The organism is Rhodococcus sp. IEGM 1305, from assembly GCF_030058635.1.
Classification (GTDB): domain Bacteria; phylum Actinomycetota; class Actinomycetes; order Mycobacteriales; family Mycobacteriaceae; genus Rhodococcus_F; species Rhodococcus_F opacus_D.
Map to the genome: position 1 here is coordinate 14,323 of NZ_JASHKX010000054.1, position 26,507 is coordinate 40,829.

At 67.9% G+C, this 26,507-nt stretch carries 24 protein-coding genes, 1 tRNA gene, 2 pseudogenes and 1 riboswitch; of the genes and pseudogenes, 21 read left to right on the plus strand and 6 right to left on the minus strand.

Annotated features, from left to right (window positions below; translation table 11 throughout):
* The first annotated feature begins 7 nt into the window (after positions 1-7).
* The 4 genes from QM693_RS35335 to QM693_RS35350 all read left to right on the plus strand — a co-directional run bounded on the left by QM693_RS35335 (position 8) and on the right by QM693_RS35350 (position 3,342).
* On the plus strand, positions 8-1,069 hold the full coding sequence (locus tag QM693_RS35335) for a pseudouridine synthase (RefSeq protein ID WP_280784901.1): 1,062 nt from the start codon (positions 8-10) through the stop codon (positions 1,067-1,069).
* Positions 1,066-1,755 carry a (d)CMP kinase gene (cmk, locus tag QM693_RS35340; protein ID WP_009473592.1) on the plus strand — a complete coding sequence of 230 codons (690 nt, stop codon included), beginning with the start codon at positions 1,066-1,068 and terminating at the stop codon, positions 1,753-1,755. The genes QM693_RS35335 and cmk overlap by 4 nt, the downstream gene beginning before the upstream one ends.
* A complete protein-coding gene (gene der, locus QM693_RS35345) occupies positions 1,752-3,179 on the plus strand; it encodes a ribosome biogenesis GTPase Der (protein WP_011594125.1) in 1,428 nt (475 codons plus the stop codon). The genes cmk and der overlap by 4 nt, the downstream gene beginning before the upstream one ends.
* An 86-nt stretch (positions 3,180-3,265) precedes the next feature.
* Positions 3,266-3,342: transfer RNA gene (locus tag QM693_RS35350), tRNA-Pro, on the plus strand.
* A 65-nt stretch (positions 3,343-3,407) separates the two neighbouring features.
* Here QM693_RS35350 and QM693_RS35355 read toward each other — a convergent pair.
* On the minus strand, positions 3,408-4,169 hold the full coding sequence (locus tag QM693_RS35355; RefSeq protein ID WP_317570609.1) for a L,D-transpeptidase: 762 nt from the start codon (positions 4,167-4,169) through the stop codon (positions 3,408-3,410).
* A gap of 183 nt (positions 4,170-4,352) precedes the next feature.
* Between QM693_RS35355 and QM693_RS35360 the strand changes: the two genes are divergently transcribed.
* Positions 4,353-5,231, plus strand: coding sequence for a sigma-70 family RNA polymerase sigma factor (locus tag QM693_RS35360; protein ID WP_280784898.1), 879 nt, complete (start codon positions 4,353-4,355; stop codon positions 5,229-5,231).
* 266 nt (positions 5,232-5,497) lie between these two features.
* Here the strand turns inward: QM693_RS35360 and QM693_RS35365 are convergent.
* A pseudogene (locus QM693_RS35365) lies at positions 5,498-6,916 on the minus strand (MFS transporter); the annotation flags it as partial.
* Here QM693_RS35365 and QM693_RS35370 point away from each other — a divergent pair.
* A complete protein-coding gene (locus tag QM693_RS35370) occupies positions 6,873-7,313 on the plus strand; it encodes an SRPBCC family protein (protein WP_283335172.1) in 441 nt (146 codons plus the stop codon). The pseudogene QM693_RS35365 and the gene QM693_RS35370 sit on opposite strands and share 44 nt — an antisense overlap.
* Positions 7,314-7,319: 6 nt before the next feature.
* Here QM693_RS35370 and QM693_RS35375 read toward each other — a convergent pair whose 3' ends face one another.
* On the minus strand, positions 7,320-7,955 hold the full coding sequence (locus tag QM693_RS35375; RefSeq protein ID WP_280784895.1) for a TetR/AcrR family transcriptional regulator: 636 nt from the start codon (positions 7,953-7,955) through the stop codon (positions 7,320-7,322).
* 209 nt (positions 7,956-8,164) lie between these two features.
* On the opposite strand from QM693_RS35375, the gene QM693_RS35380 reads away from it, so the two are divergent.
* From QM693_RS35380 to gcvP, 15 genes are all read left to right on the plus strand, one after another.
* Complete coding sequence (locus tag QM693_RS35380; protein ID WP_105422626.1) at positions 8,165-8,968, plus strand: SDR family NAD(P)-dependent oxidoreductase; 804 nt, start codon at positions 8,165-8,167, stop codon at positions 8,966-8,968.
* 40 nt (positions 8,969-9,008) lie between these two features.
* Complete coding sequence (locus QM693_RS35385; protein WP_280784894.1) at positions 9,009-10,130, plus strand: DUF5938 domain-containing protein; 1,122 nt, start codon at positions 9,009-9,011, stop codon at positions 10,128-10,130.
* Positions 10,131-10,164: 34 nt separating this feature from the next.
* Positions 10,165-11,685: an AMP-binding protein gene (locus QM693_RS35390; protein WP_283335171.1), complete on the plus strand. Its 1,521-nt coding sequence runs from the start codon at positions 10,165-10,167 to the stop codon at positions 11,683-11,685.
* Positions 11,686-11,757: 72 nt separating this feature from the next.
* Entirely contained in the window at positions 11,758-12,375 is a 618-nt protein-coding gene (locus QM693_RS35395) for an NUDIX hydrolase (RefSeq protein ID WP_025432828.1), read from the plus strand.
* 42 nt (positions 12,376-12,417) lie between these two features.
* Positions 12,418-13,476, plus strand: coding sequence for an SMP-30/gluconolactonase/LRE family protein (locus tag QM693_RS35400; protein ID WP_283354629.1), 1,059 nt, complete (start codon positions 12,418-12,420; stop codon positions 13,474-13,476).
* A 115-nt stretch (positions 13,477-13,591) separates the two neighbouring features.
* The gene (locus tag QM693_RS35405; protein WP_280784892.1) at positions 13,592-14,215 is read left to right on the plus strand and encodes a CDP-alcohol phosphatidyltransferase family protein; all 624 of its coding nucleotides are present in this window, start codon (positions 13,592-13,594) and stop codon (positions 14,213-14,215) included.
* Positions 14,215-15,078, plus strand: a complete 864-nt coding sequence (locus QM693_RS35410) for a DUF881 domain-containing protein (RefSeq protein ID WP_283354630.1) — start codon at positions 14,215-14,217, stop codon at positions 15,076-15,078. Before QM693_RS35405 ends, QM693_RS35410 begins: the two co-directional genes overlap by 1 nt.
* Positions 15,079-15,110: 32 nt before the next feature.
* Positions 15,111-15,473, plus strand: a complete 363-nt coding sequence (locus QM693_RS35415) for a small basic family protein (RefSeq protein WP_005264197.1) — start codon at positions 15,111-15,113, stop codon at positions 15,471-15,473.
* Positions 15,474-15,480: 7 nt separating this feature from the next.
* Positions 15,481-16,227: a DUF881 domain-containing protein gene (locus QM693_RS35420; RefSeq protein ID WP_283354631.1), complete on the plus strand. Its 747-nt coding sequence runs from the start codon at positions 15,481-15,483 to the stop codon at positions 16,225-16,227.
* Positions 16,228-16,269: 42 nt separating this feature from the next.
* Positions 16,270-16,674, plus strand: coding sequence for a glycine cleavage system protein GcvH (gene gcvH / locus QM693_RS35425; protein ID WP_105422642.1), 405 nt, complete (start codon positions 16,270-16,272; stop codon positions 16,672-16,674).
* A 295-nt stretch (positions 16,675-16,969) separates the two neighbouring features.
* Positions 16,970-17,494, plus strand: coding sequence for an oxoglutarate dehydrogenase inhibitor Odhl (gene odhI / locus QM693_RS35430; protein WP_411194628.1), 525 nt, complete (start codon positions 16,970-16,972; stop codon positions 17,492-17,494).
* Positions 17,491-18,231, plus strand: coding sequence for a transcriptional regulator FtsR (gene ftsR, locus QM693_RS35435; protein WP_105422644.1), 741 nt, complete (start codon positions 17,491-17,493; stop codon positions 18,229-18,231). Before odhI ends, ftsR begins: the two co-directional genes overlap by 4 nt.
* A 142-nt stretch (positions 18,232-18,373) precedes the next feature.
* Positions 18,374-18,847: a bifunctional nuclease family protein gene (locus QM693_RS35440; RefSeq protein ID WP_105422646.1), complete on the plus strand. Its 474-nt coding sequence runs from the start codon at positions 18,374-18,376 to the stop codon at positions 18,845-18,847.
* Positions 18,848-19,131: 284 nt separating this feature from the next.
* Positions 19,132-19,752, plus strand: a complete 621-nt coding sequence (locus QM693_RS35445) for a MerR family transcriptional regulator (protein WP_037229402.1) — start codon at positions 19,132-19,134, stop codon at positions 19,750-19,752.
* 69 nt (positions 19,753-19,821) lie between these two features.
* Positions 19,822-19,945, plus strand: a riboswitch (glycine riboswitch).
* 174 nt (positions 19,946-20,119) lie between these two features.
* Positions 20,120-22,972, plus strand: coding sequence for an aminomethyl-transferring glycine dehydrogenase (gene gcvP / locus QM693_RS35450; protein WP_283335167.1), 2,853 nt, complete (start codon positions 20,120-20,122; stop codon positions 22,970-22,972).
* Between the two features lie 45 nt (positions 22,973-23,017).
* Here the strand turns inward: gcvP and QM693_RS35455 are convergent, their stop codons facing one another.
* From QM693_RS35455 to QM693_RS35465, 3 genes and pseudogenes are all read right to left on the minus strand, one after another.
* Positions 23,018-24,172 carry a metallophosphoesterase gene (locus QM693_RS35455; RefSeq protein ID WP_283354632.1) on the minus strand — a complete coding sequence of 385 codons (1,155 nt, stop codon included), beginning with the start codon at positions 24,170-24,172 and terminating at the stop codon, positions 23,018-23,020.
* Positions 24,169-25,899 carry a substrate-binding domain-containing protein gene (locus QM693_RS35460; protein ID WP_283354633.1) on the minus strand — a complete coding sequence of 577 codons (1,731 nt, stop codon included), beginning with the start codon at positions 25,897-25,899 and terminating at the stop codon, positions 24,169-24,171. The genes QM693_RS35455 and QM693_RS35460 overlap by 4 nt, the downstream gene beginning before the upstream one ends.
* A gap of 192 nt (positions 25,900-26,091) precedes the next feature.
* Positions 26,092-26,507: pseudogene (locus QM693_RS35465) on the minus strand (malate synthase G); the annotation flags it as partial.

The following is a 26,507-nucleotide window of genomic DNA, read 5'->3' on the forward strand; positions in this document are numbered from 1 at the left end:
TACAAAAGTGAAGAAACCCGCTCGCCGAGATGGCACACCGGATCGCAACAACAAGAAGCAGCGCCCCACCAGGTCGGAGGCCGGGGGTCGCTCGGACAGGTCGGAAGCCGGAGGGCGACCGAGCCGCTCCGAGACCGATCGGCGTCCGTCCAGGTCGGACGCCGTCAAGGGGAAGTCGGGCAGGCCCGACGCCGCGGCCGCGAAGAACAAACGCGGCAAGCCCAAGTCGGCCAAGCCGCAGCGCGCCCAGGCCCACGCGCCCAAGATCAGCAATGCCAAGCCGGCCCGGCACCAGTACGCCGACGCCGCCGATCGGCCCGCGGGCCCGCCGCAGGGCGACGGCATGCGACTGCAGAAGGTCCTCGCCCAGGCCGGCGTCGCGTCGCGCCGTGCAGCCGAGGAACTGATCTCGCAGGGTCGCGTCGAGGTCGACGGCCGCATCGTCATCGAGCAGGGCCTGCGCATCGACCCCGAGAACGCGGTGGTGCGCGTGGACGGCGTCCGGGTCGTCGTGCAGAAGGACCTTGTCCACCTCGCGCTGAACAAGCCCCGCGGCTGGCAGTCGACGATGTCGGACGACCTGGGTCGCCCGTGCGTCGGCGACATCGTCTCCGAGCGGGTCGCCGCAGGTCAGCGGTTGTTCCACGTCGGTCGCCTGGACGCGGACACCGAGGGGCTGCTGCTGCTCACCAACGACGGTGACCTGGCGCATCGGCTCATGCACCCGTCCTTCGAGGTATCGAAGACGTACCTGGCGACCGTGTCGGGTGCCCTCGAACGCGGCGTCGGAAAGAAGCTCAAGGAGGGTGTCGAGCTCGACGACGGTCCGGCGAAGGTCGACACGTTCACGCTCCTCGACATCAACGAGGGCAAGTCGCTCGTCCGCGTCACCCTGCACGAAGGCCGCAAGCACATCGTGCGGCGCCTGTTCGACGCCGTGGGACACCCCGTCATCCGGCTCGTCCGGACGGACATCGGCGCGGTCGCTCTCGGCGACCAGCGTCCCGGCACACTCCGCGTACTCGGTCGAGGCGAGGTCGGCGGTCTCTACGGGGCGGTGGGCCTGTGAGTACCTCGAAGCTGGTCGTCGCGATGGACGGCCCCTCCGGAACCGGGAAGTCGAGCGTCTCGCGGATGCTGGCGCAGCGCCTCGACGCCCGCTACCTCGACACCGGCGCCATGTACCGCATCGCGACGCTGCATGCGCTGCGCAAGGGCGTGGACCTCACCGATCCCGCCGCGATCGCCGACGCGACCGCCGGTCTGCCGTGGTCGATCGGCACCGACCCGGCGGGTGAGCAGGTCCTGCTCGACGGGGAGGACGTGGGGGAGGAGATCCGCGGCGACGCGGTGACCAAGGCCGTCTCGGCTGTCTCCGCCGTACCGGCCGTGCGTGAACTGCTCGTCGCGGCGCAGCGTCGTCTCGCGGGCGAGGCAGAACGGATCGTCGTCGAGGGCCGGGACATCGGCACCGTCGTGATCCCGGACGCCGACGTGAAGATCTACCTCACCGCCTCGGCGGAAGCCCGGGCACAGCGCAGGAATGCGCAGAATCTCGCGGAGGGGCGAGGCGACGACTACGCGGCCGTGCTGGCCGACGTGCAGCGTCGTGACCACCTCGACTCCACGCGCGCCGTGTCGCCACTGCGGCCGGCCGACGATTCCGTGCTTGTCGACACCAGCGAACTCGGAATCGACGACGTGATCGGCAGGTTGCTGCTGGTGGTAAGCGAAAGAACTGGAGCAGGGCAGTGACCGAACAATTCACCACCGAGTTCGCAGGCGACGGCACCTGGAGTGAGGAATCCGACTGGGAGGTCCTCGACCTCGAAGACGGCGGCGACGGAGAGTCCCACGTCCCGGTTCCCACCCTCGCAGTGGTCGGGCGCCCGAACGTCGGCAAGTCGACGCTCGTCAACCGGATCATCGGCCGACGCGAAGCCGTGGTCGAGGACATTCCCGGTGTCACCCGGGACCGCGTCTCCTACGAGGCGAACTGGAGTGGCCGCCGCTTCATGGTGCAGGACACCGGCGGCTGGGAACCCGACGCCAAGGGTCTGCAGCAGTCGGTGGCCCGCCAGGCGGAACTGGCGATGCAGACCGCGGACGCGATCCTCCTCGTCGTGGACGCCGTGGTCGGCGCCACCGCAACGGACGAGGCCGTGGCCAAGGTGCTGCGCCGGTCCAAGACCCCGGTTCTGCTGGTTGCCAACAAGGTGGACGACGGCCGCACCGAATCCGAGGTGGCCGCACTGTGGTCGCTCGGTCTCGGACAGCCGCACTCGGTGAGCGCGACCCACGGCCGCGGCACCGGCGATCTCCTCGACGAGGTGCTCGCCGCGCTCCCGGAGACCCCGCGTGAAGGCATCCCCGGCGGCGGGCCGCGACGCGTGGCTCTGGTCGGGAAGCCGAACGTCGGGAAGTCGAGCCTGCTGAACAAGCTGTCGGGCGACGAGCGTTCGGTGGTCCACAACGTCGCGGGCACCACCGTCGATCCGGTCGACTCGATCGTGGAGCTCGGCGGCAGGCCGTGGCGTTTCGTCGACACCGCCGGTCTGCGCAAGCGGGTCAGCCACGCCAGCGGTGCCGAGTTCTACGCGTCGCTGCGGACGAAGAGCGCCATCGAGGCCGCCGAGGTCGCGATTCTGCTGATCGACGCATCCGAGCCGATCTCGGAGCAGGACCTGCGCGTGCTGAGCATGGTGGCGGACGCCGGCCGGGCCCTCGTCATCGCGTTCAACAAGTGGGATCTCGTCGACGAGGACCGGCGCCTCCAGCTCGACCGAGAGGTCGACCGGGACCTGGTGCGGGTGCCGTGGGCGCAGCGCGTCAACATCTCGGCGCAGACGGGGCGCGCGGTGCAGAAGCTCGTCCCCGCCCTGGACACCGCACTGGAGTCCTGGGACAAGCGCATTCCCACGGGCCGGCTCAACACCTGGCTCAAGGAAGTCATTGCCGCCACTCCGCCGCCGATGCGTGGTGGCCGGCTGCCTCGCGTGATGTTCGCCACGCAGGCCGGAACACGCCCGCCGACGTTCGTGCTGTTCACGACCGGGTTCCTCGAGGCGGGCTACCGCCGGTTCCTGGAGCGGCGTCTGCGCGAGGAGTTCAATTTCGACGGCAGCCCCGTCCGCATCTCGGTGCGGGTGCGGGAAAAGCGTGAGCGGCGAAACCGCTGATCCGACAGAATGCGCTCTGACCAGGCGATTAGCGTTACGGACTGCCCCTGATGTAATCTCATCGAGCACCTGAACGAGGGTGTGGACGGGCTGTGGCGCAGCTTGGTAGCGCACTTGACTGGGGGTCAAGTGGTCGCAGGTTCAAATCCTGTCAGCCCGACCAGATGATCAGAAAAGGCGGTTTCCCGGAAACGGGAAGCCGCCTTTTCTGTGTCTCCGGCCCGCTACTCAATCGGTGACGATGACCGGGTCGCCGATCTTCGCGTTGTCGTAGAACCACCGGGCGTTCTCGGTGCTGAGATTGATGCAGCCGTGGCTGACGTTCTCGAAGCCCTGAGAGTTCACCGACCACGGTGCGGCGTGCACGAAGATCCCACCCCACGTGATGCGGGTGGCGTACTCGACGTAGAGGCGGTAGCCCTCCTCGTCATCGATCGGGACGCCGTACGTCGACGAATCCATGACCATGTCGCGGAACTGTTCGATGACGGGGAACGTCCCGAGCGGTGTCTCGTATCCGGGTTTGCCCATGGACGCCGGCATGGTCTGCACGACCTGATCGTTGATGCTGACCGTGAACTGGTGGGTCGTCGTGTTCGCGACGGCGACGAGTGCGTCACCCACCTGGAACTGCGACCTCGCGCCCGCGGCCTCGACGGTCACCCGGGTCTGGGCCGGCCAGAAGTGCGCCGGCGTCCACTGCACGGTGCGGTCGTCGATCCAGGAGAACTGCCCGGGCACCGCTGTCGACGGAGTGATCCGGACACCACGCTCGGCGAGCACGCGATCGGGCACCGGCGACGTGAACCGGACGACGACAGGATGCGCGATGCCGACGACCTGTCCGCTCGCGGGGGAGAGTGTCGGCGCGACGACCTTCCCGGTGACTGCCGGGGCGTGCGCTGACGCGGTGGCGCTCACCCCGCACACGGCCAGTGCCGCGAGTACCGAGACGAGAAACAGACGTCCGACCTGCTGCGCTTTCCACATGCCGTCCAGCCCTTCAGAGACTGTGAGCGTCATTTTAGTTAACCACGGCCCTATCGGACAGCGGAACCAGGGAAACTGGATGCATTGCGCGCATCAGAGGGACACGGACGACGCGCCGTCGTCACATCGGCCGCGTTTCGCCGGTCACACAGTTGACGGACCGAGACCGAGGGGATGTGACCGATGAACGAGAACGACGTGCTGGCGCAGCAGTTCGAGGCCCATCGCACGCGCCTGCGTGCAGTGGCCTACCGGATGCTCGGCTCGATCGGCGAAGCCGAGGACGCCGTGCAGGAATCCTGGCTGCGACTGAGCCGCACCGACGCCGACACCGTCGAGAACCTGGGCGGCTGGCTGACCACGGTGGTGGCGCGGGTGTGTCTGAACATGCTGCAGTCACGCAGGACACGGCGGGAAGATCCCCTGGACGCGGCGGTGCCCGACCCGATCGTGACCCGGGCGGACGGCGGCGACCCCGAACAGGAGGCGGTGCTGGCCGATTCGGTGGGTCTTGCACTGCTCGTCGTTCTCGGCACGCTCGCCCCCGCGGAGCGACTGGCGTTCGTGCTGCACGACATGTTCGCGGTGCCCTTCGAGGACATCGCCCCGATCGTGGAACGAACCCCCGCGGCCGCCCGGCAACTGGCCAGTCGCGCACGCCGGCGTCTGCAGGGAGCCCCGGTTCCCGACACCGATCCGGTCCGTCAGCGTGCGGTCGTCGACGCGTTCCTGGCGGCCGCGAGGAGCGGCGACTTCGACGCGCTCGTGGCGGTGCTCGACCCGGATGTCGTGCTCCGCGCCGATACCGGAGCATTGCCTGCAGGCGCCTCCACGATGGTGCGCGGCTCGGAGACCGTCGCGGGCCGGGTCCTGGGGTTCGCCCGGTTGGCTCGGTTCGCGCATCCGGCGCTCGTCAACGGTGCCGCCGGAGTGGTCGCGATCGCCGACGGGCAGCTGCTGTCGGTCATGGGCGTCACGATCCGGCGCGGGAAGATCGTCGAAATCGACATCCTCGCCGACCGTGAGCGCCTCGCCGGGCTCGTCGTCGAGAACCTCGACTGACGAGCCCGCCGGGGTCAGTTCGTGCGGTGTTCGCCGTCTCCGTGTGCGTTGCCGGTGCGCAGGCCGATCACGGCCGCGGCGACGAGGAAGATGCTGCCGGTCAGCAGTGCTCGCTGGAAGCCGAGGGTGAGTGCCTCGGGCACAGGCGAATTCGCCTCGAGCAGATGCTGGGAATGCGAGGTGGCGATCGCGGCGAAGATCGCGAGACCGAGTGCGCTGCCGACCTGCTGGGAGGCGTTCAGCAACGCTGCCGCGAGCCCTGCCTCGCCGGCAGGCACACCGGCGTTGGCCGCGGTCGTGACGCCGACGAAGACGGCGCCGAGACCGAACGACACGATCATCAGTCCGGGCAGCAGATCGCTGAGATAGGAGCCGTCGACGGGGATCCGGGACAGCAGGTACAGGCCGGCCGAGGCCACCAGCGCTCCCACGACGACGACGGGACGGGTTCCGGTCCGGGTCAGCAACTGGGAGCACACCCCGGCGGCGACCCCGACCCCCAGGCAGAGCGGGAGGTAGGCCGCACCGGTCTGGATGGGGGAGTAGCCGAGAACGTTCTGCATGTAGAGGGTGAGGAAGAAGAACATCGCGATGAGACCCGCAAAGGCGATCAGTCCTGTGACATTCGCGGCGGCAAGGCCCCTGACGCGGAAGATCGACAGCGGCAGCAGGGGGTGCGGGCTGCGCTGCTCGTTGATCACGAACGCCACGATCAGCACGAACGCACCGGCGAACCCGGCGATCGTGCGAGCGCTGCCCCATCCCTGGTCGGGTGCCTCCACCAGGGCGTAGACGAGCAACAGCATCCCGCCGGTGCCGAGCACACTGCCGGCGACGTCGAAGTTCGCGAACCGGGCGCGGCGCCGGTCGCCGGGAATGAGCGCGAAGACCGCCGGAAGCACGAGCGCGCACGCGACAGGGTTGACGAACAGCACCCATCGCCAGCCCGGTCCCTCGGTGAGCACGCCGCCGAGAAAGACACCGACGGCGGAAGCGAGACCGCCCACCCCGGCCCAGACGCCGAGTGCGGTGTGCCGTTCGGGGCCCTCCTCGAATGTCGTCGTCAGAATCGACAGCGCGGCCGGAAGCATCAGTGCCGCACCGACACCCTGCGCGAGTCGTGCGCCGATCAGGACCTCCGCGCTTCCGGCGAAACCGCCGATCAGCGATGACAGCCCGATCACGACGGTGCCGGTGACAAGAACGCGACGGCGACCGAGCAGGTCGGCCAGGCGGCCGCCGAGCAGCATGAAACCGCCATAGGTGAGGAGGTAGGCGCTCGGGACCCATTGCAGTTCCTGAACCGAGATGTCCAGGTCGCTGCGCATGTCGGGCAGGGCGATGTTGACGATGGATGCGTCGACGAAGTCGAGAAATGCCACGGCGCACAACAGCGTCAGCGTGAGTGTGCCGCGGGCGGTGGAGAGAAACGGGCGTGCCGGGGTCGATCGCCCGACCCGGGAGGTGTCGCTGACCGAGATGTCCATGTCGAAGTCTTCCTGTGCGCAGGGTCCTTGCGGGGAGACGCCGCGTTGCGCGCCGTCACTTCTATGACCGTCGGCCCGGTGGCGATGTGACCGCGCCGCGGCTACGTCGCGAGTAACGTCGGAACCCGGCAGGTCACGGAAACGGGAGGCTGGCATGGCTGGACGGTTCGAAGGCACTGTTGTGATCGATCGCCCCATCGAGGAAGTGTTCGAGTACCTCGCCGCCGGGGTCAACGACCGGGACTTCAGTCCCCGGGTGCAGGAGATCGTGAAGAAGACGGACGGTCCGCCCGGTGTCGGCACCCTCTTCGTCAGCACCGTCAAGGACGCCGGGATGACCACGAAGCGGGAGTTCGAGATCACCGAATTCGAGGCGCCACAGAAGATTCGCTGGGCGGAGCGTTCGAAGAATACCGTCACCGCGAAAGAGGGTGGTTACGACCTCGAACCCTCGGGGGCAGGCACCAAGGTGACGATCTTCAACGTGCTGGAGGGCCACGGAATCGGAAAGCTGATCGCACCTCTCGCGCTTCGGGCGGCCCGGAAGGACGCACCCGATTTCGCGCAGCGAATCAAGGCCGCAGCCGAGAAGTGACCGGCCCTACCGTGCCGGAATGACGAGCGCCAGTACCTGATCGACGTTGTCCGCGAGGCTGTCCGCCGCCGTGTCGTCCCCCGACAGATACTTCGCGAGGCTCTGCTGGAACAGTCCGTCGAAGACCGCATACATGGTGGCCGGGGCGACGGTGATCGTGCGCCCCGCCAACTCCGCGTACCGGGACACGATGCGCCAGATCATGTTTTCGAGGCTCTTGTCGATCGCGGCGACGTCTGCGCGGAACGATTCCTCGAACAGCGACTGCGAGCGGAGGTCGTACCAGAGGCGATGCATGGTGGCCTCGTCGCGGAGCGAAGCCACCAGCACCCGGCCGAATCCCGCCTTCAACTCCTCGGGAGTCTGCGCCGTGGCGACCACCCCGTCGTATCGCGTGACGCACCGGGCCTTGTAGTGCCGCACGCAGTGCGTGATCAGATCGACCTTGTCGCTGAAGTAGTAGTGCAGGACGCCGTGGGAGAACTCGGAGTTCTGGGCGATCTCCCGGAGACTGGTGCGGGCGTAGCCGAGTTCAGAGAGGGTCTGCAACGCGGCCTCGGCGAGCTGATCCCGGCGCTCGGCGAACTTGTCGACCTGGCGGCGCGAGACCCGATCGGCGTTCTTCTCGGCGACGGGTGTCACGGCATTCTTCCTGTTCGGCTCGCACGGTCCAGCACGGTGAGCATCAGTCTAGCCCGCGTTCCTTGACGACTGTGTAACAAAAACTTGACAGTCGTCAAGAGAATTCTTGACAGTCGTCCAAAGTCGAATACTCTGTGATCCACACCACATCGCGGACTCGATCTCGTGACGTGGTTTCCGCGAATCGTCCCGTACGAAGGCAGGTCGGAATGAGCGTCAGTGATCTTGCAGGACGGAAAGCGCTGGTCACCGGTGGTGCGAAGGGGTTGGGCGCCGGTATGGCTGCCGCCCTCGCCGACGCCGGTGCGGCGGTCGTGATCGGCGACGTCCTCGAGGAGGAAGGGCGCGCGACTGCCGATTCCGTCGCGAAGTCCGGCGTCGACACCGGATTCGTGAAACTCGACGTCACCGACGACGGCAACTGGGAGCGCGCCGTCGCTGCCACCGTGGAGCAACTCGGCGGACTCGACCTCCTCGTCAACAACGCGGGCATCGAGATCTCGTCACTCGTGGTCGACATCGATCCCGCCGACATCCGCCGGATGTGCGAGGTCAACATTCTCGGTGTCGCGCTCGGTCTGAAGCACGGTCTGCGCGCGATGCGCCCCGGAGGCGCAGCGGGATCGGGCGGGGCGATCGTCAACGTCTCCTCGGTCGCCGCGACCATCCCGTTCCCGGGCATCGCCGGCTACTCCGCCACCAAGTCGGCCGTCGACCGGCTGACCCGGGTCGCGGCCCAGGAGGCAGGCAAACTCGGGTACGGCGTCCGCGTGAACTGCGTGTACCCCGGGCTGGTCGCCACGGAGATGGGACTCGGGCTGGCCGCCGACATGGAGCGGCTCGGACTGTGGCCCAGCGCCGACGCCGCGGTCGCCGACGTGATCGGCCTGACGCCTCTCGGGCGTCTCGGCGAGGTCGCGGACATCGCCGACACCGTCGTCTTCCTGGCCTCCGACGCCGCTCGCTTCGTCACCGGAATCGGCCTGCCGGTCGACGGTGGCATGGGCATGTAACCGATCTCCCGAACTTTTCTCACATACCGAAAGGCATCTCATGACCGACAAGAAGCCCGTCATCGTCTACGGAGTCTCCGGATACACCGGGCGCCTCGTGTGTGAATACCTGCGCGAGTTCAACATTCCGTTCGTCGCCGCGGGCCGGGACAAGAAGCGGATCCAGGAAGTGCTCGACCGGATTCCCGGCCTGGACACCGTCGACCACGAGGTGGTCGAGGTCGAGCACACCGTCCCGGCCCTGACGGAATTGTTCAGTGGTGCAAGGGTTGTCAGCAACATGGTCGGCCCGTTCATCAAGCACGGTGCCGTCGTCGTCGAGGCGGCTCTCGCCGCGGGCTGTCACTACACCGACACGACCGGTGAGCAGGACTGGGTTCTGGACGTGCAGGCGAAGTTCGGCGACAAGTTCGCGGAGAAGGGTCTGCTGCTGTCACCCGGTGTCGCGCAGATGTACACCACCGGTGAGATCGCCGCGAACATCGCGCTGGAGACGCCGGGATTGGACACCCTCGACATCCTGGTGTTGTGGAAGGGCTTTCCCACCTATGCGTCCACGCAGACGATCTTCACGATCCTCAAAGCCGACTGGTACTACCTGGAACAGAACCGGTACGCGAAGTGGGACCCAGGTACCACGTTCGAGGTCGTGGTGCCGGGGCAGCACCAGATGGCCCTCGCGCTGCCGTGGGGCGGCACCTGCCATCCCGTGTGGTTCAAGGACGATCCACGGGTGGCGAACGTGAAGGCGGCAGGCGGCGTGTTCGACCGTTCCGTGATGGAGGGTGTCGTCGCGACGCAGAAGATGGTCGAGGAGCAGATCAAGACCCTTCCCGCGGACGAGCAGGACGCGGCGCTCGCGGAGATCGCCGGCTCCGTGCAGGCGGGAATGCCGCCGCGGGAGAACCCACGGGTCAACACGTCGCTCGACTCCGTGTACGCGTCGGGGCCGCTGGGGCGGGCGCACTGTGTCATCCACGGCAACTGCAACTACAAGCAGACGGGTCTCCTGCAGGCGTACGCCGCGTACTCCCTGTTGCAGCAGCCTCCGAAGCGGACGGGTCTCGCGTCGGCGTGCCAGGCGTTCGGGCATCGCGAACTCCTGGGAGTCCTGCGGAGCTTCGGCCTCGTGATGGAGCCGGTTCTCACCGTGCAGAGCTGATCGTCCCGGCCGCGACCTCGAGGAGAACCGCACCATGCGTTTGACCGACTACCTCGACAAGGGTGCCTCGCTCGGTCCGTCGTCGCCGTGCCTGACGATGGGTGACCGGACGCTGTCGTACGCCGATGTACAGGACCTGAGCCGGCGCGTCGCGGCCGCGCTGGCCCGGTCGGGGATCGCCGCCGGTGACAAGGTGGCCGTCCTGTCCGGCAACGATCCGACCGCGTTCTCGTGCGTCTTCGGGATCAGCCGGGCGGGGGCGGTGTGGTGCCCGATCAACCCGCGGAACGAGGCGGCGGAGAATCGGGACCTGCTCGCCCTCTTCGACTGTCGCTGCTTGATCTTCCAGAAGGCGTTCGCGCCCTTGGTCGATCGGATCCGTCGGCAGTTGCCGCTGCTGACGACGCTCGTGTGTCTCGACGGCGACGAGGAGTACGCCCACCCGTTCGACGACTGGCTGGGTACCGAACGTCTCGACGTCGAGCCGGTCGACGATCTCGCACTGATCGTCGGCACCGGCGGGACGACGGGGAGGCCGAAGGGGGTGATGCTCACCGGCCGGAACATCGAGACAATGTCTGCGCTGACCCTGATGAGCTACCCGTTCGACGGCAGACCGGTCTACCTCGCCCTCGCGCCTTTGACGCACGCGGCCGGTGTCCTGTGTTTTCCAATTCTCGCCCTCGGCGGACAGGTGGTCATCATGCCCACGCCCGACCTGGGGCAGTTCCTCGCGCACATCGACCGGGACCGCGTCACCCACACCTTCCTTCCGCCGACCCTGATCTACATGCTGCTGGACCACGCCGACCTGGAGGCGACGGACCTGAGTTCGCTGCAATGCTTCTGGTATGGCGCGGCACCGATCTCGCCGACCCGGCTCGAAGAAGCGCTGACCCGGATCGGGCCCGTGATGGCCCAGCTGTTCGGGCAGAGCGAGGCGCCGATGATGATCGCGACGATGGCGCCGAAAGACCATTTCCACGCCGACGGCTCGGTCGCGACAGCCCGGCTGAGCTCCGCAGGCAGGCCCTCCCCGCTGGTCACCGTCGCCATCATGGACGGGCAGGGGGCCCTGCTGCCTGCCGGTGAGCGAGGCGAAGTGGTCGTGCGCAGCTCGCTCGTCATGACGGGGTACTACAAGAATCTTGTTGCGACGCAGGAGGCGTCGGCGCACGGCTGGCATCACACGGGCGACATCGGGTACCTCGACGACGACAACTTTCTGTACATCGTCGACCGGTCCAAGGACATGATCATCACCGGCGGATTCAACGTCTATTCCGTCGAGGTGGAACAGGCGCTCATGGCGTACCCCGGAATCCAGGACTGCGGGGTGATCGGGCTCCCCGACGAGAAATGGGGTGAACGTGTCGTCGCCGTCGTCCAGTCCCGAGCCGGAACACCGATCGAGGCCGACGCACTCACGGCGTTCGTGAAAGCGCGCATCGGCAGCGTGAAGACCCCGAAGGAAATCCTGGTCTGGCCCGATCTGCCTCGTTCCACACTGGGGAAGGTGCTCAAGAACGAGATCCGGCAGCAATTGCTCGGCTGACGGCCGGCGCGGGGTTCGAAACGCGGGGGATCGGAGCGTGGGTTTCGCCGCGACTGGCGATACTGTCGGGTGATGGTGAATGGGCACGCACTGAGCAGGGAACGGCTCGCCGACGCGCTGGCACGGTTCGAACCACGGATCGTGGACCCGACGAATCGGCGGTCCGCGGCGGTCGTGATCGCCGTGATGAACGATGGCGCCGACGGTCAGGCCGTTCCGCTGACCATGCGCCCGAGCAAGATGCGTGCGCATCCGGGGCAGTTCGCGTTGCCCGGCGGCGGAGTGGATCCGGGGGAGACCGGCGAGGACGCCGCCCGGCGCGAGCTGCACGAGGAACTCGGCCTCGACGTGGAGCCGTCCGCGGTGCTCGGCAGGCTCGACGACTACGTCACCCGCTCCGGGTACGTCATCACCCCGTTCGTCGTGTGGTCGGACCAGCCGATCACGTCGCTCGTCCCCAACCGCGAGGAAGTGGCGGAAGTGTTCTCGGTGGGCGTTCCCGAGATCGACGCGGAGCCGCGGTTCGTCGAGATCCCCGAATCGTCGAAACCGGTGATCCAGTGGCCGTTCCGCCGTCACCTCGTGCATGCCCCCACCGGCGCGGTCGTGTACCAGTTCCGGGAGGTCGCGCTGCACGGGAGACACACGCGCATCGACGGATTCGACCAGCCGGTGTTCGCCTGGCGTTAGCGAGACCATATCGACCGGCGGACACGACTAATCTCACAGTTCGTGACCCTCTTCGAGTCTCTCGCCCGCAAGCTCGACCGCACCGGTGTCGACCCCGTCGTCTGGCACGCCCCGCCGCCGCCGACGCTCACGGGAGTGCTCGCTCCCAACAGGGTGCTCGACGACGCGCACCGCTGGACGCTCCCCGCCGGAGAAGGCCCGGAGGACGTCGCCGTCGATCACGACGGCCGGGTGGTCACCGGAGGCAACGACGGCCGGATCTGGCGGTTCGACAGCCACGGACACGCCACCGAACTCGCGAACACCCACGGGCGCCCCCTCGGGGTCGAGGTCCTCGACGACGGCAGGTTCCTGATCTGCGACGCCGAGCGCGGTGTGCTGCGGGTCGACGACAAGGGACGCGTCGACGTGCTCGCCGACGCCGCGGCCGGGCGCCCACTCGTGGCGTGCAACAACTCGGCGGTCGGCCGGGACGGCATCGTGTACTTCACCGACTCCTCGGCGCACTTCACGATCGCCGACCACCGCTACGACCTTCTCGAGCACCGCGGGACCGGCCGTCTGCTGCGTCTGGACCCGCGGACGGGGGAGACCGACCTCCTCGCCGAGGGACTGCAGTTCGCCAACGGTGTGGGACTGGCCTCGGACGAATCGTTCGTCCTCGTCGCCGAGACCGGCTCGTACCAGATCTCCCGCGTCGACCTGACCGGCCCGTCGCAGGGTGCGGCGTCGGTGTGGGCCGCGAATCTGCCCGGCATACCGGACAACATGACGTCCCAGACACGGGACGGCCTGTTCTGGGTGGCGCTCTACAGCCCGCGGATGCGCTTGCTCGACCTGCTCGCGCCCTATCCCACGCTGCGCATCGTCGCGGCGAATCTGCCGGAGGCCGTGCAGCCGAATCCGGAGCACGCCGGCTGGGTGATCGCCCTCGATCACCGCGGCGAGATCGTGCACAGCCTGCGCGGAGGCAAGAGCAGCTATTCCCCCGTCACAGGTGTGCGGGAGCACGACGGGTGGCTGTACCTGGGAAGTCTGACCGCGGACGCCGTCGCGCGCGTCCCGGCCCCACCGCGACCGGACGTTGCGCGGGGCGAGTGACACGGCCGGACGGACGGGACGATCGACTGAACACCATCCCGGTTGTGGAAGAGTGGCGAGAGCGGTGCGACGAGCGCCCGAAAACAGGTCCGCACTCGACGCTGGGGAGATTTTGGTGAATTCGGTGGACCGGGACACTGTGCGGTCGGACCGGATCGTGACCGTCCCGAACCTCCTGAGCGTGGTTCGACTCCTCGGCGTGCCGCTGTTCGTGTACCTGCTGCTCGTCACCCACTCCGACGGGTGGGCACTCGCGATCCTCATGATCAGCGGCTTCACCGACTGGCTCGACGGCAAGCTGGCGCGGATCCTCGACCAGTCGTCGAAGCTGGGTGCGCTGCTCGACCCCTTCGTCGATCGCCTCTACGTCGTCACGACGCTGGTGACGTTCGTCCTGCGCGGGTTCATCCCGTGGTGGGTCGCGGCGATCCTGATCGGCCGCGACGCCGTTCTCGCGCTGACGCTGATCATCTACCGACGGCGCGGGCTGCCACCCCCCGACGTGATGTACCTCGGCAAGGGTGCCACCTTCCTGCTGATGTTCGCGCTGCCGATGACCCTCGCGGCGCACGGTGACTGGAGCATCGCGACCGTGGCGCAGCCGCTCGGCGCGGCGCTCCTGATCTGGGGCACGGTGCTCTACGTGTGGACCGGGCTGCTCTACACCGTGAACGCGCTGACCGTCGCGCGCACCGTTCCCGTGCGAGGACCGGGCGGCGACGAACACGAGGTCCAGTGATGAAACGGACAGATTCCGGAATCCGCAGGAATCCGGTGCCGTCCCTGCTGCAGTCCCTGATGAACGATCATCTGGACCCCGGGTACGAGGGTGCGGCCGAGGATCGTGAACAGGGACATTCACGGCAGACACGGGTCGGTCAGCAGGTGTGGATCGCGATCGGCGCGCTGCTCGTCGGGCTCGTGCTGTCGGTCGCCTACCGCCAGGCCACCGAACGCATCCCCGGCACCGAGCAGGTGCGGTCCGAACTCCTGAGCAAGGTGCAGGACGCAGAGGATCGGGCGGGCGCCCTCGCCGCCACCCGGGACACGCTGTCGACACAGACCGACGACGCGCGCGCCACCGCGCTGGCCGGCGACGCCCGAGGCGCGGCACTGCTCGACGAGCTTCGCGGCCTCGAGGGGGATGCCGGAGTCGAGGCCGTGCACGGTCCCGGCCTGACCGTGACGTTGACGGACCCCGCAGCCAAGCCCAACCTCTCCGACTCGTCCCAGCGCAGTGTCGGGGGGAAGGCCGTGGTGCTCGACCGCGACCTCCAGTCGGTCGTCAATTCGCTGTGGGCGAGCGGCGCCGAGGCCATCGCGGTCGGCGACGTGCGGATCGGCCCGTCGGTGACGATCCGCCAGGCGGGTGGCGCGATGCTCGTGGACAACCAGCCGGTGTTCTCGCCGTACGTGGTCTCCGCGATCGGCCCGCAGGGACCGATTCAGACCGGATTCGTGGTGAGCGACGCCTATCTGCGGATGTCCAGCGTGGCGCAGCTGTACGGCATCGGCTTCGCGGTGGCGGAGGCCGACGATCTCCACTTGCCCGCCGCCCCGGCGCGGGAAGTGCGGGCAGCCCGGGAAGTGGGAACACGATGACAACGGCGGAGTCGAATGGAGGAGTCACACGAATGAAGGCAGCACTGAAGGGCGGATCCGCGATCTACGGGGTGCTCGCCCTGATCGTGGGCATCGTGCTGGGCGTGGTGTTCAGCCCGCAAGTGCCCGACGCCGTGCAGCCCTACCTGCCCATCGCCGTCGTCGCCGCGCTCGACGCGGTGTTCGGCGGACTGCGCGCGTACCTCGACGAGATCTTCGACTCGAAGGTGTTCGTCGTCTCGTTCGTGTTCAACGTCCTGGTGGCCGCCCTGATCGTGTGGCTCGGTGACCAACTCGGTGTCGGAACCCAGCTGTCCACCGCGATCGTCGTCGTGCTGGGCATCCGCATCTTCGGCAACGCGGCCGCGCTCCGGCGACGTCTGTTCGGGGCGTGATCGCGGCGTGAGCGGACACGAGGGCAGACACGAACTGCACGGGAACGAACCGGCGACGTCGCAGCGATCGCACGTCGTCTTCGCGCTGCTGGCCGCGATCCTGCTCGGTGGGCTGGGAATCGCGATCGTCACGCAGGTGAAGAACACCGGGTCCGGTGACACCCTCGACTCGGCGAGCCCGGCCGATCTCCTGGTCGTCCTGGACACGCTGAACCAGCGGGAGGCGGCCCTGCGGCAGGAGATCGCATCGCTGGAACAGACCTTGGCAACGTTGCAACAGAGCGGCAGTTCCGGAGCGGCGCTCGACGAGGCGCAGGCCCGGTTGACGGCGCTGTCGATCCAGGTCGGCAGCGCACCGGCCACCGGTCCCGGGGTGACGATGCGCATCACCGACCCCAACAAGGGAGTCGGCTCCGAGGTCCTGCTCGACCTCGTGCAGGAATTGCGTGCCGCCGGTGCCGAAGCCGTCCAGATCCAGGGTGCGGACGGCCCGCCCATCCGGATCGGCGTCGACTCCTGGGTGTCCGGTTCGGCCGGCGGCGTGTCGGTGGACGGCCGGAAGGTGAACGCCCCCTACGGCGTGGTCGCCATCGGTGATCCGCCGACTCTGGCGGCGGCCCTGAACATTCCCGGCGGGGTGGTCGACACGGTCGCGCGCAGCGGCGGACAGCTGACGATCGAACAATCGCAGCAGGTCACGATCGCCGCCTTGCGGGAGGCGAAACCTCGCCAATACGCTCAGCCCGGAAATTGATCTTCGCATCCGCCCGCGGATTGCCATCGAAAGGAAGCCACTGTGAGTGAGCTCGAAATCCCCGCCGATCGTCGGTACACCGCCGAACACGAGTGGGTCGAGCGGACGGGGCCCACGACGGTACGCGTCGGCATCACCGATTTCGCGCAGTCCCAGCTCGGCGACGTCGTGTTCGTCCAGCTTCCGGCGGTCGACGAGGCCGTGACGGCGGGCGAATCGTTCGGCGAGGTGGAATCCACCAAGAGCGTCTCCGACATCTTCGCCCCGCTGACGGCGAAAGTCGTTGCCGCCAATGCCGATCTGGACGGCAACCCGGAACTCGTGAACTCCGCGCCCTACGGGCAGGGGTGGCTGGTGGACCTCGGTGTCGACGACGAGGCGACCCTCGACGCGGCACTGGCCGAAATGCTGGACGCCGCCGGCTATGCAGAGATCACGGCAGGATAATTTCCCGAGAACACGCGAGGCGGTAATCGGATGGTTTCGGAAGGTGCCGACAGCCCGGAAACCGGGTTGCCGGAAAAATCCGCTGTCGGAATACCGGTTCGTAATGTGCTGGCGGCCTGTCTCACTACACGCACCGGCGTGCGCAGGGTACGGTCGATGTTGAACGCATGTGCCGTGTCGGGGCGCAGGTCCGTAGTTTGAATGTGATCGTGGGAGTTTGCACAGAAGTTAATGTGCACGGGAACCGAATTATGTAGTACCGAGTGGCATTGCGTAGTCCAGCGAATCTTGCTGGATGATCGAACTAGGAGGAGAAACGGTGAGCGAGAACGGCAACGACGCGGTCTATGGGGAGACGCCGGCGGAAACCACGTCGGTCTTCCGCGCGGACTTTCTCAATGAGCTCGACAACTCCTCGGCAACCCAGGCTCCGGAAGCTCCGGTGTCGGGTGTGGAGGGACTGCCCGCAGGCTCTGCTCTGCTCGTCGTCAAGCGTGGACCGAACGCAGGGTCGCGCTTCCTGCTCGACCAGCCGACGACGTCCGCGGGACGGCATCCCGACAGCGACATCTTCCTCGACGACGTGACCGTCAGCCGTCGTCATGCGGAGTTCCGTCAGGAGGACGACGAGTTCCAGGTGGTCGACGTCGGCAGCCTCAACGGCACCTACGTCAACCGGGAGCCGGTCGACTCGGCTGTCCTGGCGAACGGTGACGAGGTCCAGATCGGCAAGTTCCGACTGGTTTTCCTGACCGGACCCCGGACCGCTGCCGGTGGCTCGCAGATCGGTGAGACGTCAGCTGGTGCGGGTAGCCAATGACCGCGGTGCGGCAGCAGCAGGCGCAATCGGGGATGTCGATCGGCTCCGTGCTGGATCGACTCCGCCCCGATTTTCCTGATGTGACGATCTCGAAGATCCGATTCCTCGAAGCCGAGGGTCTCATCAGCCCCCAGCGCACTCCCTCGGGGTATCGGCGATTCTCGATCGCCGACTGTGAACGACTGCGCTACGTCCTCACTGCGCAGCGCGATCAGTATCTGCCGCTGAAGGTCATCAAGGAGCAGCTCGAGGCCATCGACAGAGGTGTGGCCACGGTCGGCGCAGGCGATTCTTCGCCGCGCCGGCCGCGCGCGCTCACGGTGGCCCCGGGCGAGGTGTCCCCGGAGGAGTTCCTCACCGACCGCGAGGTGCGGATCAGCCGCGACGATCTGATCGCCCGGGCAGGGATCGACGAGAAGTTCCTCGGCGAACTGACCCGCGGAGGCCTGGTCGTTCCCGGGCCGGCGGGATTCTTCGACGAGGACGCGGTGACACTGGCGCGCACCGCGAGGGCGATGTCCGAGTTCGGACTCGAGGTGCGGCACCTGAGGGCGTTCAAGCTGGCGGCCGACCGCGAGGCCGGGCTGGTCGCGCAGATCGCCGGGCCTGTCGCCAAGGGCCGCGACGCCGGCGCCCGTGATCGCGCCGAGGAGATGGTGCGCGAACTGGCCGCCTTGTCTCTGACGTTGCACACCTGCCTGGTGAAGTCGGCAGTCCGGGGTGCGCTCGATCGGTGAGGTGAACTCGCCGACCGTCCCCACTTCCCAACGACGCTGCGCTCGAACGGCTGTACGGTCGAAGAGCAGACACGAATCGAATAGAATCCTGGTACGGCATTGTGTGCCGCGGACGGACCATTGCAGGGTGGAGGCAGACGCGATGAGCGAAATGCACGTGATCGGAGTTCGTGTCGAGCAACCCCAAAGTCAACCTGTTCTGCTGTTGCGTGAAACCGACGGCGAGCGGTACCTGCCCATCTGGATCGGCCAGACCGAGGCCACCGCGATCGCACTCGAACAGCAGGGCGTCGAGCCTGCGCGTCCGCTGACCCACGATCTCATCAAGAACCTGATCGAAGCCTTCGGTCGCACCCTGAAGGAAGTTCGCATCGTGGACCTGCGCGAGGGCACGTTCTATGCCGACCTCGTGTTCGACCAGAACACCCGCGTCTCGGCCCGCCCGTCCGACTCCATCGCCATCGCGCTGCGAATCGGGGTGCCGATCTTCGCCGAGGAAGCGGTACTCACGGAGGCCGGTCTGGTTATGCCCGACGAGCGCGAGGACGAGGTCGAGAAGTTCAAGGAATTCCTCGAGTCCGTGTCGCCGGACGATTTCAAGGCAACCGACGGCTAGTTTGCGCCGTCGGAAAAGCCTCGGGCGCGGAGTAACGGTTGAGGTTCCTCCGGCGCGTTGCGTTGACCCCGTCTCTTCGGAGTCATAGCGTTCAGTGCAGTGATTTTCTGCCCTGCAGATTGTATCGGGCGTACGCTGAGTAGGTTCAGGGTACGGACTTGCTCGATGTCACTGGTGGCGCTTGCGCCGCTCGATGTGCTGTGGCTGTGCCGCGGGCACTGGCGACGCGCGTCACAGGCGCACTGATCGTCGGGTTCAGTGCAACATGCGAGAGGGAGTAGTCAGTGGGAGATCGGCCGCAGGAGAATGCGCTGAATCTTGCGCCCGGCGACAACGTTGCCGAGTCCGAATTCAGCTCCGAGGAGATCCAACCGGGCCTCTTCCCGGACGATTCCGTGCCCGACGACCTCGTCGGATACCGCGTCCCCATCGCCTGCCAGATCGCGGGAATCACCTACCGGCAGCTCGATTACTGGGCTCGCACGTCGCTCGTCGTGCCGTCCATTCGTGGCGCAGCAGGTTCGGGCAGCCAACGGCTGTACTCGTTCAAAGACATCCTCGTCCTCAAGATCGTCAAGCGTCTGCTCGACACCGGAATATCCTTGCAGAACATCCGAGTGGCCGTCGACCACCTCCGTAAGCGCGGAGTGCGGGACTTGGCCAAGATCACACTTTTCTCGGATGGGACCACGGTCTACGAGTGCACGTCCCCCGAAGAGGTCGTCGATCTGCTCCAGGGCGGGCAGGGTGTCTTCGGTATCGCGGTGAGCGGTGCGATGCGCGAACTGACCGGCACCATCGCCGATTTCCCGGCCGAGCGCGCCGATGGCGGCGAGAGCGAACAGAGCCCCGAGGACGAACTGGCGTCGCGACGCAAGAACCGCGCGAGCCGCAAGACGGGCTAGCCCGCATCCATCGGAGCGCGGCGCTGCCTGCGCCGCCATCTGCAGCCGTGACATAGACTGGCGGTGCGTCGACGCCGTGCGGGAGAGTTCCGGGCACCGCAAGCACAGAAACATCGTGTGTGCGGGAGTTCGGGCGCCGAAGGAGCAACACCTCCCCGTCAATCTCTCAGGCAGACAGGACCGTGCGGGCTCCGACGTCTCTGGAAAGCGGTGGGAGCACCCACCCGCCCACGGGGAAAGGGCCGTCTTCACACCCGAACGACGGTACCGAATCTCTCAGGCGCTCGATTCGAGCAGGCGACAGAGGGGGAGGGACGTTCCGCTACGCGGGGCGTGTCCTGATCCTCCGAACTGCTTGGGAGTTGTCGTGATCGACGCTGGAAGCCGTACATTCGCCGATCGTCATGTCGGCCCGAACGCTGCGGAACTCGCGCACATTCTCGAACTGGTCGGAGCCGATTCGCTCGACGACCTCGCGTCGAAGGCCGTCCCCGCCGTCATCCTGGACGGGGTGACGGGCGGCATCGCCGACGGCCTCGACGCGCTGCCTGCACCGGTGTCCGAGCACGAAGCGCTCGCCGAACTGTCCGCACTCGCCGCGCAGAACACCGTGGCGACGTCCATGATCGGTCTCGGCTACTACGACACCCTCACCCCGCCGGTGCTGATCCGGAACATCATCGAGAACCCGGCCTGGTACACGGCCTACACGCCGTACCAGCCCGAGATCAGCCAGGGCCGCCTCGAAGCGCTCCTCAACTTCCAGACGATGGTCGCCGACCTGACCGGCATGGAGGTCGCCAACTCGTCGATGCTCGACGAAGCCACCGCCGCCGCCGAGGCGATGACGCTGCTGCGCCGGGCGAGCAAGAGCAAGTCCCCGCGGTTCGTCGTCGACGCCGACCTGTTCCCGCAGACGCTGGCCGTCGTCGAAACCCGGGCCGAGCCGCTCGGCATCGAGATCGTGGTGGCCGACCTGTCCGCTGGCCTTCCGGACGGTGACTTCTTCGGCGTCCTCGCGCAGATGCCCGGCGGGTCCGGCCGCATCGTCGACTACACCGACGTGATCGCCGCCGCCCACGAGCGCGGCGCACTGGTCGCGGTCGGGGCGGATCTGCTGGCACTCACGCTCCTCACCCCGCCCGGCGAGATCGGGGCCGACGCCTGCTTCGGCACCACCCAGCGGTTCGGTGTCCCCATGGGCTTCGGTGGCCCGCACGCCGGTTACCTCGCCGTGCACACCAAGCATGCACGTCAGCTCCCCGGCCGTCTGGTGGGCGTCTCCGTCGACGCCGACGGTGACAAGGCGTACCGGCTGGCGCTGCAGACCCGCGAGCAGCACATTCGCCGCGAGAAGGCGACGTCGAATATCTGCACCGCTCAGGTGCTGCTGGCGATTCTGGCGGCCATGTACGCCAGCTACCACGGCGCCGAGGGCCTGAAGGCGATCGCCCTGCGCGTGGCGAACACGGCGCACTCCCTGGCCGCCGCGCTCCGCCGGACCGGGGCCGTCGTCGTACACGAGCACTTCTTCGACACGATCCTCGTTCGAGTCGCCGGCCGAGCCGCGGACGTGGTGGCGAAGGCGAAGGACGCCGGCATCAACCTGCGGTTCGTCGACGCGGATCACGTCGCCATCGCCTGTGACGAGGCCACCACCGCCGACGACGTCGCCCAGGTGCTGGCGGCGTTCGGCGGCGAAGGCGCCGTGACCGAGGAAGCGGGCACGTCCGTCCCCGACGCGCAGCTCCGCGGATCCGACTACTTGCAGCACGAGGCGTTCACCCGGTATCGCACCGAGACGGCGATGCTGCGCTACCTGCGGGCGTTGTCCGACAAGGACATCGCACTCGACCGCAGCATGATCCCCCTCGGTTCGTGCACGATGAAGCTCAATGCCACCGCCGAGATGGAAGCGATCACCTGGCCCGCGTTCGCCGGACTGCACCCGTTCGCGCCGACCGGGGACACACCGGGAATCCTCCGCATCATCAAGGACCTCGAGAACTGGCTCGTGGCCGTCACCGGCTACGACGCGGTCAGCCTGCAGCCGAATGCCGGTAGCCAGGGCGAGTACGCGGGGCTGCTCGCGATCCGTAACTACCACCTCAGCCGCGGAGACGACCACCGCGACACCTGCCTCATCCCGTCGAGCGCCCACGGCACCAACGCCGCATCCGCGGTCATGGCCGGGATGCGCGTCGAGGTCGTCGCCTGCCGCCCGAACGGTGACGTGGATCTGGACGACCTGCGGGCGAAGATCGCCGACCATGCCGAGCGCCTCGCGGCGATCATGATCACCTACCCGTCCACACACGGTGTGTACGAGCACGAGATCGCCGACATCTGCGCCGCCGTCCACGACGCCGGCGGCCAGGTGTACGTCGACGGCGCCAACCTCAACGCCCTGGTCGGCCTGGCCCGTCCCGGCCGGTTCGGCGGCGACGTGAGCCACCTCAACCTGCACAAGACGTTCTGCATCCCGCACGGTGGCGGTGGCCCCGGCGTCGGTCCGATCGGTGTGCGGTCCCACCTCACGCCGTTCCTGCCCGGACATCCGCTCGCACCGGAACTCGGCACAGCCGGACCGATCTCCGCGGCCCCCTACGGCAGTGCGTCGATCCTCCCGATCACGTGGGCGTACATCCGGATGATGGGCGCCGTCGGGCTGCGCCGCGCAAGCCTGACCGCCATCGCCTCGGCCAACTACATCGCGCGCCGCCTGGACGAGTACTTCCCCGTCCTCTACACCGGCGAGGGGGGAATGGTGGCACACGAGTGCATCCTCGACCTCCGGCCGATCACCAAGGACACCGGTGTGACCGTGGACGACGTCGCAAAGCGCCTCGCCGACTACGGTTTCCACGCACCGACGATGAGCTTCCCGGTGGCGGGCACCCTGATGGTGGAGCCCACCGAGAGCGAGAACCTCGAAGAGATCGACGCCTTCTGCGAGGCGATGATCGCGATCCGCGCCGAGATCGACCGCGTGGGCGCGGGGGAGTGGCCGGTGGACGACAACCCGCTGCGCGGTGCCCCGCACACGTCCGGTTGCCTGGTCGCGGAGTGGAACCACCCCTACACCCGTGAGACGGCGGTCTTCCCCCGAGGCAAGGCACGGCCGAAGGTGTGGCCGGCGGTGCGGCGCATCGACGGTGCACACGGCGACCGCAATCTCGTGTGCTCCTGCCCGCCGATCTCCGCATTCGAAGACGCCTGACACAGCCGATGCCCGTCCCGCTCACGCGGGGCGGGCATCGCTCGCTCAGTCCTCGCGCACCAGCTCGAGGATCGTGATCTCCGGTGGGGCGCCCACCCGCACGGGCGGACCCCACGTGCCCACACCACGGGTCGTATAGAGGACGGTGTTCCCGATGCGGTCCAATCCCGTCACCGACGGCTGCTGCAGCGGCACCAGATAACGCAGCGGCCACATCTGCCCGCCGTGCGTGTGCCCCGACAGTTGCAGGTCGACACCGAGGTCGGACGCTTCCAGTGCCTGCCGCGGTTCGTGCGCGAGCAGCACGATGAACGTCGACGGGTCGCGTCCGGCGAGCGCGGCCGGAAGATCGGGTTCGTACGGGGCCGGCGAGGAATAGTCGTGGATGCCCGCGACGTCGAGGGTGGCGCCGCCCCGGGTGATCGTCGCGCGCTCGTTGCGCAGCGTCCGGATGCCCAGCCGGTCCCACACATCCAGCCAGCGACCACCGTCGTCGGCGTAGAACTCGTGATTGCCGCTGACACCGAACACCCCGAGCGGGGCCTCGAGGTCGCCGAGCGGTTGCAGATCGGGCGACACCTTGGCGACGGTCCCGTCGACCAGATCGCCCGCGATCGCGACGAGATCCGGCTGCTGCGCGTTCACCAGGTCGACGACCCGCCGGGTGAAATCCACTCCCCGCGCCGGGCCGACGTGAAGGTCGGACACGAGCGCCACACGCACACCGTCGAACTCGGCGGGCAGACGCTTCAGCGGCACCCGAACCCGCACGATCCGCGGCCGCGCGGCCTCCGACACCCCGTAGCCGGCGGCGCCGACGGCACCCACCACCACGACGGCGGTGGCGATGCGCAGGCTTCGCCGCCGCGACAGATCGACCTGTTCGTCGTTCCCGGTGCCGCGCAGGCGGCCGAACAGCCGCGTCAGCAGCGACACCATCGCGACCAGGAGAAGCCCGAGCACCAGATAGAACATCGCGCCGAGCCACACCCAGCCCACCCATCCCGGGGGACGCGCCCATCCCGGATCGAAGGCTTCGCCGCTGCCGACGCCGATGACCGCGAGAACCCACAGGACCACGAGGGTCACGTCGACGACCACCGACCAGGGCCGGCCCAGCCCGGTGGCCCGCACGAGTCGCCGATGGAGCCACCATGTGACGAGTGCGAGGAAGACCGCGAAGACCAGGAGCCTCGTCACGACAGCAACTTGCTGATCGCGGTCGGCAGTGCCGCTCCGTCCGAGGACGCGACCTTCTCCAGCGACCCGCCGGTGCGATCGGCCAACGCCTGCAACGTGTTGAGGTCGGAGTTCTCGCCGATCGTCACCACGTCGATGCGCACCGGCTTCGACGTGCTCGAGGCCGCAGCGATGGCGGACAGCAGATCCGCGCGGGCAACGGAGTCGTCGTTGGCCCCGTCGGTGACGAGCAGCACCGAGTTGGTGCGGCCCGGCGTGTATCCGTCCACCGCGCTCTTGTAGGCCGCTTCGAGCGACGTGTACGTCGAAGACCCGGTGGCGGGTGTCGCCTTGGCGAGCCGGGCGTCGAGTGCCTGCCTGCGGGTGCCCTCCGTGAAACCGCCCGCCGGGAGGGGACCGGTCGCGACCACGGTCGTGTACGGCCGCGACCCGTCGAGCGTCGTGCTGTACTCCCACAGCCCGAGGTTCGACGAGTCCGGAGAACGGTCGACGTGGGCTGTGAGCGCTGCCGTCGTGTTCGCCAGGCGCGTCGCCGTCCCCTCGCGCTCTCCCATCGAGCTGGAAACGTCGAGCAGGACGGTGGAGGTGCGGGGGGTGATCGGATTCCGGATCACCTGCATCAGCTCGGCCGCAGCGGCCGCATCCGCGGGAACGAGGGTGGATTCGAAACCGGGAAAGGCCAGCGCGGTGTCGTCGGGCCGGGCGAGTCCCTCGACGCGGAACCCGGCGTCGGCCAGGACCTGTGCCTGTTCGGGTCGACGGACGAACTCCGCGAACTGCGCGGCGGCGCGGCTCTGTGTCTCGTCGACGGACGGGCCGGCCAGAACGGCCGCGGGGTGATCTGCCACGGGTGTCGGGCCTTTCGGCATCGATGTGGTGATGTCGGCTCCGGGTGCGTCGCGCAGGGCCTGGTAGACCTGCTGTTCGGTGGCCGCGACCGCGTGGATGCCGGAGGTGGCGGGATCGCCCTGCTCGGCCAGCGCGGTGAGCGCCTCCCGCGTCGTCGCGGGCTTCGTCCCCGACGACGCCTCGTAGCCGAGCGCCAGACCGGTGAGTGCCGACGTGACGGGAGCAGAACGAGCCTGCTCCTCCGTCACCGGACCCGTGGGGCTTCCCGCGACCGCGGCTGCAACCGCTTCGACTGCCATCTCCGTGCTCTCGGCGCCGGGGCCGACGGGGAGCGCCATCCCCAGGCTGCCCCAGCCCGGCAGGCCGAGAGTCGCGAGGGAGTCGCGGCCGGTCTGCAGCGACGGCAAGTCCTTCCAGTCGATCGCCGGCGTGCCCGGCGCGTTCGCGAACGCCGTCCGGACCGCGAGCACGACGGGGCTGGTCGCCACGGGACGCGCTTCGCCGCTGATGACGCCGGTCGCCGACACCTGCTTGACGGAATGCGAGCTCGACGGAATCCACAGAGCGGGGCGAGGCCCGAGCGCCGCTGCGTCCCACGGGCCGTCCGGCCCCGCGGACAAGGCGTCGCGCACGGTGTCGGACGCGACGGCGGTGACCGTCACCGACACGCACTGATCGCGGATCACCGGGGCAGTCTCCGTGAAATGGTCGGCGAGAGTCTGGAGCTGGGGTGCGATGTCGGGATCCGCCGCGACCGCGAGCACGGATTCGCCTTCCACGCAGGCGCCCGCGGCAGCCACGCCCTGATCGGTGATCCGGTCACGCAACTGGAACCAGCCCACGACACCTGCCGCGATCACGACGACGAGACCGAGCACGATCAAAGGCCCCCTGCTGATACCCCTGGCGCGCGATTCGCCGCGATGCTGCCCCACGTGCTTTCCAGCCCCTGTCCGACGAGTTCGACGTTGACCCTCGCAGTGTAGTGATGCGCAGGATCAACCCGACCTGACACGTGAGTGGCAAAGCGTGCGCGAGCACGCTTTGCCACTCACGTGGGGGGCGACCGGTCAGGCGTTGGCTGCTTTGTATTCGCGGCGGCGGCGGTGCAGGATCGGTTCGGTGTAGCCCGACGGCTGCTTGGTGCCGTCGAGGATCAGTTCCTTCGCGGCCTGGAAGGCGATGTTGGTGTCGAAGTCGGGGGCCAGCGGCCGGTAGGTGGGGTCGTTCTGGTTCTGCCGGTCCACGACCGGGGCCATCCGTTGCAGCGACTGCACGACCTGGTCGGCGGTGACCACTGCGTGCCGGATCCAGTTCGCCAGCAGCTGGGACGAGATGCGGAGGGTGGCGCGGTCTTCCATCAGGGCGACGTCGTGGATGTCGGGGACCTTGGAGCAGCCGACGCCGGCGTCGATCCAGCGGACCACGTAGCCGAGGATGGACTGGCAGTTGTTGTCGAGTTCTTCCTGCTTCTCGGCCTCGGACC